This window comes from Streptomyces cyaneofuscatus (genome assembly GCF_042718795.1).
GTDB classification, from domain to species: domain Bacteria; phylum Actinomycetota; class Actinomycetes; order Streptomycetales; family Streptomycetaceae; genus Streptomyces; species Streptomyces cyaneofuscatus_A.
Window position 1 is genome coordinate 85,441 of the sequence record NZ_JBHXOX010000033.1, and the last position, 10,571, is coordinate 96,011.

At 73.7% G+C, this 10,571-nt stretch carries 7 protein-coding genes; 3 read left to right on the plus strand and 4 right to left on the minus strand.

Annotated features, from left to right (window positions below; all coding sequences use genetic code 11):
• Positions 1-205: 205 nt before the first annotated feature.
• From ACFWRT_RS31660 to ACFWRT_RS31675, 4 genes are all read right to left on the minus strand, one after another.
• Complete coding sequence (locus ACFWRT_RS31660) at positions 206-1,477, minus strand: cytochrome P450 family protein (protein ID WP_380955329.1); 1,272 nt, start codon at positions 1,475-1,477, stop codon at positions 206-208.
• Entirely contained in the window at positions 1,474-2,775 is a 1,302-nt protein-coding gene (locus ACFWRT_RS31665; RefSeq protein WP_380955328.1) for a cytochrome P450, read from the minus strand. Before ACFWRT_RS31665 ends, ACFWRT_RS31660 begins: the two co-directional genes overlap by 4 nt.
• Before the next feature lie 241 nt (positions 2,776-3,016).
• Entirely contained in the window at positions 3,017-4,738 is a 1,722-nt protein-coding gene (locus tag ACFWRT_RS31670; protein ID WP_380955327.1) for a hypothetical protein, read from the minus strand.
• Positions 4,739-4,849: 111 nt separating this feature from the next.
• Positions 4,850-7,057, minus strand: coding sequence for a regulator (locus ACFWRT_RS31675; protein ID WP_380955326.1), 2,208 nt, complete (start codon positions 7,055-7,057; stop codon positions 4,850-4,852).
• Between the two features lie 122 nt (positions 7,058-7,179).
• Here ACFWRT_RS31675 and ACFWRT_RS31680 point away from each other — a divergent pair, with 122 nt between their 5' ends.
• The 3 genes from ACFWRT_RS31680 (at position 7,180) to ACFWRT_RS31690 (ending at position 10,511) form a co-directional block, all read left to right on the plus strand.
• Positions 7,180-7,893, plus strand: coding sequence for a response regulator transcription factor (locus ACFWRT_RS31680; protein WP_380955325.1), 714 nt, complete (start codon positions 7,180-7,182; stop codon positions 7,891-7,893).
• A 28-nt stretch (positions 7,894-7,921) separates the two neighbouring features.
• Positions 7,922-9,970, plus strand: a complete 2,049-nt coding sequence (locus ACFWRT_RS31685) for a sensor histidine kinase (RefSeq protein WP_380955323.1) — start codon at positions 7,922-7,924, stop codon at positions 9,968-9,970.
• Between the two features lie 103 nt (positions 9,971-10,073).
• Positions 10,074-10,511 (plus strand): hypothetical protein, encoded by a 438-nt coding sequence (locus tag ACFWRT_RS31690; protein WP_380955321.1) that lies wholly within the window; start codon positions 10,074-10,076, stop codon positions 10,509-10,511.
• Positions 10,512-10,571: the final 60 nt, after the last annotated feature.

Below are 10,571 nucleotides of genomic sequence, written 5' to 3' on the forward strand. Positions count from 1 at the left end.
CCCGAAATGCCCTCGCCGGTTCGGCCGAGGGCGTCCTGCGCGGTGGACCGGGGTACGGCCACACCAGCGGTCGGGGCCCCTCCCCCGTCCGCCGGAATGTATGCCAAGAATTTCACTCTGCGTGACGCACCTCACTCGGAGGCGCTGGTCGGGGTGTTGTCGGGTGTGGGGCGGCTCACTGACGGGAGCGCGTTCAGGCGCGGCCTCAGCCCAGCAGTACCGGGAAGGCCGCCATGTCGTTCTGCGTCATCACCGGGAGCTTGGTGATCTCCGCGTCCGGGATGGCGAGCCGCAGCCCGGGGAAGCGGGCGAACAGCGCGGGCAGGGCGACGGCCGCCTCGACGCGGGAGAGCGCGGCGCCGGGGCAGATGTGCGGGCCGTGGCCGAAGGTCATATGGCGGTTGCGGGTGGCGCGGGTGATGTCGAAGGCGTCGGCATCCTCGCCGTGCTGCCCGGTGTCGCGGCCGATGGCGCGGTAGGAGATGACGACCCCCTCCCCTTCCTTGACCACGGTGTCGCCCACGGTGATGTCCTCGGTGGCGAACCGCATCAGGAGGTGGGTGGTGGGGGTGTCCCAGCGCAGCGTCTCCTCGATCACCGCGTCCCAGCCGACCTCGCCGGACAGCACCTTGGCCAGTTGGTCCGGGTGGGAGAGGAGCGCGCGTACGGCGTTGAGGATGAGCCCGATCGTCGTCTCGTGCCCGGCGGCCACCATGGCCTTCAGGTTGCCCACCACCTCCTCCTCGGTGAGCGGCTCGCCGCCCTCCTCGGCCAGGATCAGCGCGCTGGTGAGGTCGTCCGTCGGGTGTGCGGTCTTCTCACGTACGAGGTCGGCGTAGAAGACGTCCAACTCGGCCAGCAGGGACAGGCGTTCGTCCTGCGGGGTGAGCATGGAGAAGAACGCCTTGTACTGCCGGGTCAGCATCGCGTGCTGGGACTCGTCGACGCCCATCAGCATGCCGACCACCTTCATCGGCAGCGGCTGGGCGAACACCGCCTTCAGGTCGACGACCCCGTCCTCGCCGCGCGCCGCGTCGAGGTGGTCCAGCAGTTCGTCGGTGAACTTCTCGATGGCCGGGCGGATCGCTTCGAGCCGGCGCGGGGTGAGCGCCTGCGAGGTCTTGGTGCGCAGCCGCCGGTGCTCGGCCCCGTCCACGGTGAACATGGAGCGCCCTGCGTCGATCATGCCGATCAGCGGCCAGGCACGTGTCACCACTCCGCTCCGCCACAGCCCCCAGGCGTCGATGTCCTTCACCAGCCGCGGGTCGACGAGGAGTTGGCGTGCCTCGGCGTGCCGGGTGACCGTCCAGGCGGGGACCCCGAGCAGCTCGATCCGGGCGAGCACACCGGCGTCGCGCAGCCGCGCGGTCTCACCGTCCAGGTCCTGGACCATGGGGTCGATGGTGATGGTCCCGGCGCCCAGGTCGGCTTCAGCGACGTCAGCGGCTCCGGCAGCTCCGGTGTGCGGGCATTTCACAGCGCGTCTCCTGTCGTGCGTACGGGGGTGAAGCGGACGGGCAGTGCGGTCATCCCGCGCAGGAAGGCTGAGGGCCTGCGCACCAACTCGGTAGCCGGTACGGCCAGTTCGAGGTCGGGCAGCCGGTCCAGCAGCACCTCGATACCGGTGCGGGCGATGATCTCGGCGATCTCCTGCGCGGGGAAGGGGCAGCGGTACTCGCCGTGGCTGAACGCCATGTGGGCGCTGTTGCCACCCCGCCCGGAGCGGACCACCTGGTCCGTGACCTGCTGCCGGATGTGCGGATCGGCGTTGGCGGCGGCGAGGCCGAGGAGCAACATGTCGCCGCGAGCGATGTCCTGGCCGCCGAGCCGGGCGTCGCGCGAGGCCCACCGCCCGGCCAGGATCTGGGTCGGGCCGTCCTCCCAGAGCACCTCGTTCATGGCTTCGGCGACGCTGTGCCGGCCGCCGGAGAGGGCGTCGGCGAACTGGTCCTCGGTGAGCATCAGCCGGGTGGAGTTGCTGATCCAGTCGGCGGTGGTCAGGTGCCCGGCGGCCGTGATGGCCATGAGGTCGAGGGCGTACTCCTCGTCGGTGAACGGTTCGGGGTGGGCGAGCATCCGGGAGGTCACGTCGTCCCCGGGGCGCACCCGCTTAGCCGCGACGAGCCGGTGCATGTGCTCGCCGAAGCGCAGGTGGGCCTTCTGGGCACCGGGCCCACCGTCGGCGAGGTCCTTGAGCACCTGGGCGATGTCGGCGCCCTCGTCGTCGGGGAAGCCGACGAGCCGGGCGAGGACGAGGACGGGGAGCGGCTCGGCGAACTCGGCGACGAGGTCGGCGGTGCCCCGGCTGCACACGGCGTCGATGAGCCGGTCGGCCAGTTGCTCGCAGTGCTGCCGGATCTCGAAGGGGTCGGCCGCTTCGAGCGCGGGGACGACCATGTCCACATGGCGCCGGTGCTCGGCTCCGGCGGTGAAGTAGATGGAGGGCATGGGGGTCCCCACCATGGGGAGGAGCGGCCAGTCGGCGGGGATGTTCTCCCACTGGTTCCACAGGGAGACGTCCCGGGGGTACAACTCCCCGTCGCTGGTGACCTGGTGGAGTTCCCGGTAGCCGATCACCAGCCAGGCGGGGAAGCCGCCGGGCAGCTCGACCGGGACGACGGGGCCGTGGTCGCGCCGCATCGAGCGGTAGAGCGCCTGGGGTTCGGTGTGGAAGCCGGGCCCGCTGAGCGGAACCGCTCCCGTGCCGTGGCCCATGGGGCAGCCACCGCCTCCACCGGCCGGGGGCGCGGGCATGGCGGACGAGGGGTTCGTCATCGTACGGACTCCAGTGGCGACGGCTTCACGCGTTGCGACCATACGATCAACGCGGCACCACTATAAGGAGGTTCAGTGAACCCGCGGGGCGAAATCACGCCCTTTTCTGCCCACTCTCGCCTACTCCCACCCGCTTCCGCACGACGCTTCGATCGCTCCCGTACGACATCTGCGCAGGTTTGATCACAAGATCGACCCCGGACGCTCTGCCTCCGGTTCAGCGGCGGGGGCCGGGCGGGCTCTACTCGGTGAACGCGACCTCGATCCGCCACTGACCCGTGCACAGGGTCAGGCCGTCCGTGAGGTCCTTCGAGCGTTCCGGGTCGGTCATCCAGAGGTTGACGGCCGAACCCAGCAGCACCGGATCGAGCGGAGGCCGTCGCGCGCCCCAGGACCGCTCCGTACGGGCCTCCAGCCGGCGCCCGCCGCGCAGCCGGACCAGGCAGCGGCTCTCGTCCAGCCGGGCCGCCAGGACGTTGAGGTTCTCGTAGCGCACGGCGGCGTCCGCCACCCAGTCCAGGGCCGCCACCTCGGCGTCCGCGGCCGTGCGGGCCAGGACCTCCGCCGCGTGGGGCCAGTGCGGGTGGTTCTCCTCCGTCGTGACGGCGTAGAAACCGAGGGCCTCCGTGTGGTGTCCGGCCACCAACGGCCGGCGCTGGAGGTCGACCGTGCCCCGGGAGTCGTGGGCGCCGGTGACGTCGTACGCCGTGGCGGCCGTACGGCGTACGGGTTCGGGAGCCGGTACGGGCAGCGGCCGCGGGGGCGTCGCCGGCACCCTGACCCCGCGCGCGGCGAGGAACTCGTACATCCGGGCCCGCGTCACCTCACCCGAGGTGCCGACCGAGGCGAGCTGGCGGTCCACGACCGGCCGCAGCTCCGCCGCGTCGTGGCCGCGGGCCGCCGCCAGCAGTTGCGCGTACACATCACCGTCCGGATCCAGCCGTGGCGCCCCGCGCCCGAACGCGGCGGCCGGCGACGCCGGATCCAGCTCGTCCAGACCGGTGGCGGCGAGCAGCGTGACCCGGTCGGCGGCGGCCGAGTAGAACGTCGTACTGCCGTGGTCGCCGACCACCCAGTCACTGGCCACCACCGCCGCACGCCACCCCTCCTGCGGTGGGATGATCATGAGCCCGGCGTCCATCGCGGCGCCGAGCCTCTCCAGCACGCCGGGCCGGGTGTGCCGGGCCCAGACGTTGGGGTGGAAGACGGCCGCGACGGCGAACTCGTCGGCCGGGAGCGAGGTGACCAGGCGCAGCGGCAGCTCCGGGTGGCGGCCGAGCAGCGAGTGGCGGCTCCAGGTGGAGTGGACGACCACCAGCCGCCGCCCGTCGACCGCGCCGAGCCGCGAGCGGTAGCGGTCCCGGTGCGCCATGCTCGCGGTGATGCGCTGGAAGCACCAGTCGCCGACGGCCAGGGCGTACGGCGCGGCCTCGGGGCAGGTCTCGGCGAGCCGGTCGATCTGGCCCTGGTGCGACACGCCGATCACGTCCGGGACGACCCTGCCCCGCCACATCAGCTCCCGCCGGGAGAGTCCGGCGGGAGCGAGCGTGTCACCGGTCGACTCGGTGACGAGCCGGTTGTAGCCGGCGCCGTGCGGCAGCACCATGAGCGGCGCGTCCAGTCGGCGCATCGTCGGGTGGACCGAGCAGCTGACGGCCAGGTCGAAGGAGCGCCGGGTCGCCTCCTTCCAGCTCAGCACCTGGACGCCGAGCCCGGCGAGATAGGCGTCGAGCCCGTCCGCGAACGCCGATCCGGGGTTGACCGTGAAGTACTTGTCGATCCCGTCCTCGGTGCGCAGCAGCTGCATGACGTCCACCAGCCGGGTGGCGGAGGTGAGCGTCCGCGCCACTCCGAGCACCTCAGCCTTCGGCGGGTCCCAGGTGTTCCACCGGTCGTGGCCGGGCCGGACGGCACGGCGGAACCGGGCGGAGGAACGGCTGAGCAGCGACGGCACCGAGGACAACGCGGGGCTCCGGAGGACGAAGACGGACGGGGGCGAAGACGGACGGGGGCGAAGGCGGACGGGAGAAGGGCGGACGGGAGAAGGGCGGACGGGAGAAGGGCAGGTGGAGGTTCAGGCCGGGTCCGTGGGTGCGGCCGGTGGCTTCAGTCCCATGGTCCGCCGCAGCCCGCGCAACTTCTCCTCGCAGGCGGCCCGCAGCGGCCGGTCCTCGGCCCGGTCGGCCAGCGCGGTCAGCAGTTCGAGCGCCTGGTCGAGCTTGGCGAACTGCTTGAGCCCGGCCGCCCGGTCGGCCGCCGAGCCCGCCGCGGTGACCGCGCGGTCCAGCGCGCCGAGCCCGGCGAAGGCGTGGGCCCGTACGAGGTCGATGCGGGGCAGCATGGGCTCGTCACCGGTGGCCCGGGCGGTCTCGGCCGCCTCGTCCAGCACGTCCAGGGCATCGGTCCACCGCTCCCCCGCCACCAGCGCCTGGGCCACGTTGTAGCTCTGCACGACGACACCGTGCGGGTCGGGCACGGCACGGTTGGCGGCCAGTGCGCGCTCGAAGAGCTGCCGCGCCTCCTCGGCGCGTTCGCGTGCCGCCTCGGGCGACCGCTCCGACCGGCCGCGCGCGAGCGCGATCAGCCCGCGGCTCTCCTGGACGACTCCGCTCAGCCGCGGGTCACCGGCCAGCTCCAGAAGGCCTGCCGCGGCGTCGAGTTGGGACTCGGCACGGTCGAGATCGCCGAGCTCGTAGGCGGCCCGGGCGACCTGGTTGCGCATCCGGATCTCGACGTCGGGGCGCGCCTGGTGCTGGGCCGCCTCGATGCCGAGCAGGCCCGACTCGACGCAGTCGGCGAGGTGTTTACGGCTGTGGTAGAGCGCCCACAGAGACTCGCAGAGCCGCCACACCTGCTCGTGCCATCCCTCGTCGGCGGCGGTTCGGATGATGACCTGGAGGTTGGTACGTTCCGCATCGAGCCACTCCAGAGCGTCGGCCCTACCGGTGAACAGCGTTCCCTGCGCGGCGAGTTCGGCGAGCGGACGGACCGGCGGCGACTGGATCCTGAACCGGTCGCCCAGCACCAGCGCATCGCCGTGGGCCGCCGCGTCGGTGTAGAAGTCCACGACGAGCCGCAGGACGTCCCGCCGCCGATCCGGAGTCAACTCCCGTGCGTGCAGCCGGGCATGGGCGCGCACCACATCGTGCAGCCGGTAGCGCCGGGGCCGGTCGGAGGACTCCACCAGGACCGCGAGCCGGGAGGAGACCAGCTCGCCGAGCGCCTCGCCGGCGCGGGTGGCGCCGGCGGCCGCCAGCAGGTCCACCGTGGCCGTCGTACCGGGCAGGATCCCGAGCAGGTCGTAGACGTACCGCGTGTGCTCGGACACCCCGGCCACCACCGAGTCCAGCACCGCGTCCACCGCCTCGCCCACGCCGCCCTCCCCGGCTCCCTCGCCCTCGCCCGCGCCCACGGCCACTCCCATCGCCTCCCGTGCTCCGTCGTCGCCCGTTCCGTACCGCCCGGCCGTCAGATCCCGTACCACGTCCTCCAGGGTCAGATGCGGCCGTGCCGCCAGCCACTCCACCGCCGCCCGCAGCGCCAACGGGTGCCCGGCGCAGAGCCGTACGACATCGGCGGCCGTCCCCTCGTCGGCGCCGGCGTGCCAACGGCGTACGAGCTCCGTCCCGGCCGCCTCGTCGAGCGGCGCCACATCGACCAGCACGGCCCCGTCCATCAGCAGCGACGGCAGGACCCGGCGTCCGGTCGCCACGAGCAGCCCGCGCGGCGGCACGAGGGTCCTGGCCTCCGGCGCGTGCTGGACGTTGTCCACCTTGACGAGCAGGCGGAGCCGGGCGGCGACGCTGCGGAAGAGGGCGGTGCGTTCGGCGAGCGGTCCGGGCACGTAGTCCTTGTGGACCCCGAGGGCGCGCAGGAACCCGCCGAGGACGGCTGCGAGGTCGACCGCTCCGTCCCGGCGGTGGTCCTCCAGGTCGACGTAGAGCTGGCCGTCCGGGAAGAGGCGCTTCAGCTCGCGGCCGACGCTCTGGGCGACGAGCTGCGTCTTGCCGACCCCGCCGACGCCGACCACCAGCAGCATCCCGGGCTCTTCCCCAGCGGCCAGGGCCAGCGCTCCGTCCCGCAGATCGGCGAGCTCCTTCGTCCGGTTGACGAACACCCGGCTGGGCGGCGGACCCTGGCTCGGCGGGACGTCCGGCGGCGTCGGCGGCAGATGAATGCCCTCGATCCGCTGCGCCATCAGAAGGGGCCCGACGACGACGGCGTCCCCGGACACCGTGTTGTGCGTCGATCCGCCGCCGCCATCCGTACCGAGGCCGCTCAACCCGTCTCCTTCCGCCGGTGCGCCACCTCAACCCAGGTGGACGCGCCGGGTTCCCTTCCCGGCTTCCGTGTTCCGGAACCCGCCCCGGCCTCGCACTGTAGCCCCGCTCTACGATCGGGGGTGTGTGCGCAGACGTCATAGTTGCCGAGGACGACGAGAAGCAGGCCGAACTCGTACGCCGCTATCTGGAACGGGAAGGACATGCCGTACGGATCGTGGGCGACGGGCTCGCCGCGCTCGACGCCGTCCGGCACCAGGAACCCGACCTGCTCGTTCTCGACGTCATGATGCCCCGGGCCGACGGCCTGGACGTGGTGCGGGTGCTGCGGGCCGAGGCCCGGGAGCTGCCGGTGCTGATGCTGACCGCCCGCACCACCGAGGACGATCTGCTGCTCGGGCTCGACCTCGGCGCGGACGACTACATGACCAAGCCGTACAGCCCGCGTGAGCTGATGGCCCGGGTCCGTACGCTGCTGCGCCGCACCCGGCGGCCGGGCGGGCCGGCGGAGGACCACGTTCTGCGGGTGGGCGGGCTCGTGGTGGACCCGGAGCGGCACGAGGTGACGGTGGACGGCGCGCCCGTGGAGTGCACGCGCGGCGAGTTCCGGATCCTGGCCGCGCTGGCGGGCGGCCCCGACCGGGTGTTCAGCCGTCAGCGGCTGCTGGAGGAGCTGCACGGCTTCGACCGCTACATCAGCGACCGGACGGTCGACGTGCACGTCATGAACCTGCGCAAGAAGATCGAGCCCGCGCCCCGGCGGCCGGTGCGTCTGCTCACCGTCTTCGGGGTCGGCTACAAGCTGACCGACCCGGCGAAGGCGGCACGACGTGCGTAGGGACCGGTCCGCACGGAGACGGCACGACGTGCGTGGGGACCGGTCCGCACGGGTGCCGTTGCGGCGGAGCCTGCTGGGGCGGCTGCTCGGCGTGTCGGCGCTGGTCGCCGCGTGCTCGGTGGCGGCCACCGCCTGGCTCGCCGTGCAGACCACCTCGGGCGCGATTCTGCAGGAACAGGGCCAGACCCTCACCGCCGACGCCCGGATCTACGACACCCTGCTCGGCTACGCGGCCCGCCACCCGACCTGGGACGGGGTGGACGCGACCGTACGGGAGCTGGCCGAGCAGTCGGGCCGGCGCGTGGCGCTGACCACGCAGAGCAGGCAGCCGCTGGCCGACTCGGCCACCGCGGCGGCTCCGCCCGCGCTGCCGCCGGAGGCATCGGCGGTGGTCGACCCGCTGGCCGTGGACACCGTGCTGGCCGCCCGGTCCACCGAGGGGCAGGGCACGGCCGCGGACCGGATCGACCCGCGGGCGGTGGGGCCGTTCCTGCTGCCGGCGGCCGAGCGGGCGGCGCTGCGGCGGACCGCCGACCGGCAGGCGGTGTGCCTGAACCGGGTGGGGATCGCCGCGGACGTGGTCGTCGGGGCGAGCGGCCGGCCCCGGGTGCAGATGGTGGGCAACGACCCCGAACGGGCGCTGTACACCAAGTGCGAGCTCTCGGACCTGGACGCGCCCACCGGAACGGAACGCAAGGCACTGGACGCGCTCAACGGGCTGGCCGACGCCTGCCTGAAGCGCCAGGGCCGAGGGGAGGTGCGGCTGAACCGGAACCTCTCCTGGGGCGGCGGGGTCGCCGTGCCCGTGCCGGGGCCCGCCGCCGCACCCGCGCCCGTTCCCCTGCCGAGCGACGCGCGCGAGGCGCGCCCCGCCCCGGCCGTCGAGCCGCCCCGGGAGTTCACCGGGGAGGACGACCGGGCCATCGCCTCGTGCGTGGGGACGGCGCGCAGCGAACAGCTCAGCTCGTACGTGGCCTCCCCCGCGCTCCTGTTCATCGGGGACGCGGGCGGAGCCACGGTGCCCGGCTTCGACCTCTCCCCCGCCAACACCGCGAAGATCGCCGGTGCGGCGGCGCTGGTCCTGGCGCTGACCGTGGGCGCCTCGGTGCTCGCGGGCGCCCGGCTGGTCCGCCCGCTGCACGCGCTGACCGGGGCCGCGCAGCGGATGCGGGACGGCCAGGAGCACGCCTCCGTGCCGGTCTCGGGGGACGACGAGATCGGCCGGCTGGCCGCCGCGTTCAACGACATGTCCGCGCACCGGGCGCGCCTGGAGGAGCAGCGCAAGGCCATGGTCAGCGATGTGGCCCATGAGCTGCGCACCCCGCTGAGCAACATCCGCGGCTGGCTGGAGGCGGCCCAGGACGGGCTTGCCGACCCGGATCCGGCGTTCGTCTCCTCGCTGCTGGAGGAGGCGGTGCAGCTCCAGCACATCATCGACGACCTCCAGGACCTGGCCGCCGCCGACGCGGGGGTGCTGCGGCTGCACCCCGAACCGGTGCGTGTCGGGGAGCTGTTGAGCCAGGTCGCCGCCGCCCATCAGGCCCGCGCGGAGACGGCGGGGGTGCGGCTGAAGGTGGTGGGCGCCGCTCCGGCTCCGGAACTGCGCGCGGATCCGGTGCGGCTGCGGCAGGCGGTGGGGAACCTGGTCTCCAACGCCGTACGGCACACTCCGGCGGGCGGGACGGTGACGCTGCGCGCGTACGGGGAGGGCTCCGGTGACACCGTGGTGATCGAGGTGGTGGACACCGGGACCGGCATTCCCGCCGACAACCTCCCGTACGTCTTCGACCGCTTCTGGCGTGCGGAGAAGTCCCGCAGCCGCCGTACGGGAGGAAGCGGCCTCGGCCTCGCCATCGTCCGGAAGCTGGCCGAGGCGCACGGCGGGACGGCGAGTGCGACGAGTACGGAGGGCGAGGGCTCGGCCTTCACGCTACGGCTCCCGGCCACGGCACCGGTGCCGACTGCGGCTGCGGCTCCGGCATCGGCACCCGCTCCGGCTGCGGCATCGGCTCCGGAGTCGCCTCCGGCTCCGGGGCCCGGTCAGGTGGGCCCTGATGGGATGACCACAGCGTCCTGACAGCTTCCTCATAACTTCCGGTCAGCCTGGCTCCCTGCCCCGTACCCGGTGCACACCGGCACCCGGGCCCGCCACGGGGCGACGTATGAATGGAGCCATCCGTATGACAGCTTTCACCGCTCGCCTCTCCCTGCGCACCGCCGTGCTCGCCGCCGCGGCCGCCGCCGCGGTGCTGGTCCCGTCCACCGCGGCCTTCGCCGACGCCACCCCGAAGCCCGTGCCCGCCGACAGCGCCCCCGCGGTGTCGCCGGAGCGGGCGAAGGCCGCCGAGGCCGCGAAGGCCGCCAAGGCCGCGCCGAAGGAGGGCGCCGCCCCCTCCGCCGCCCCCCGTGGCGGCGTCGCGGCGGGCGACCGCCCGGCACCCGCGGCACCCCGTGAGGCCGCGACCGCCCCGGCGGCCGCGCCTCGCGGTGGTGTGGCGGCCGGTGAGCGCCCGGCCGGCACCGGCGACACCAGCACGACGGCCCTCGCCGGCTCGGTGGCCGGAGCCGCCCTGCTCGCCGGCGCGGGCACGCTCGTGCTGCGCCGCCGCAACGGCTGACCGGTAGCCACCACCGACCCCTCACACCGGGCGTGGCGCCGTCCCGTACCGGGGCGGCGC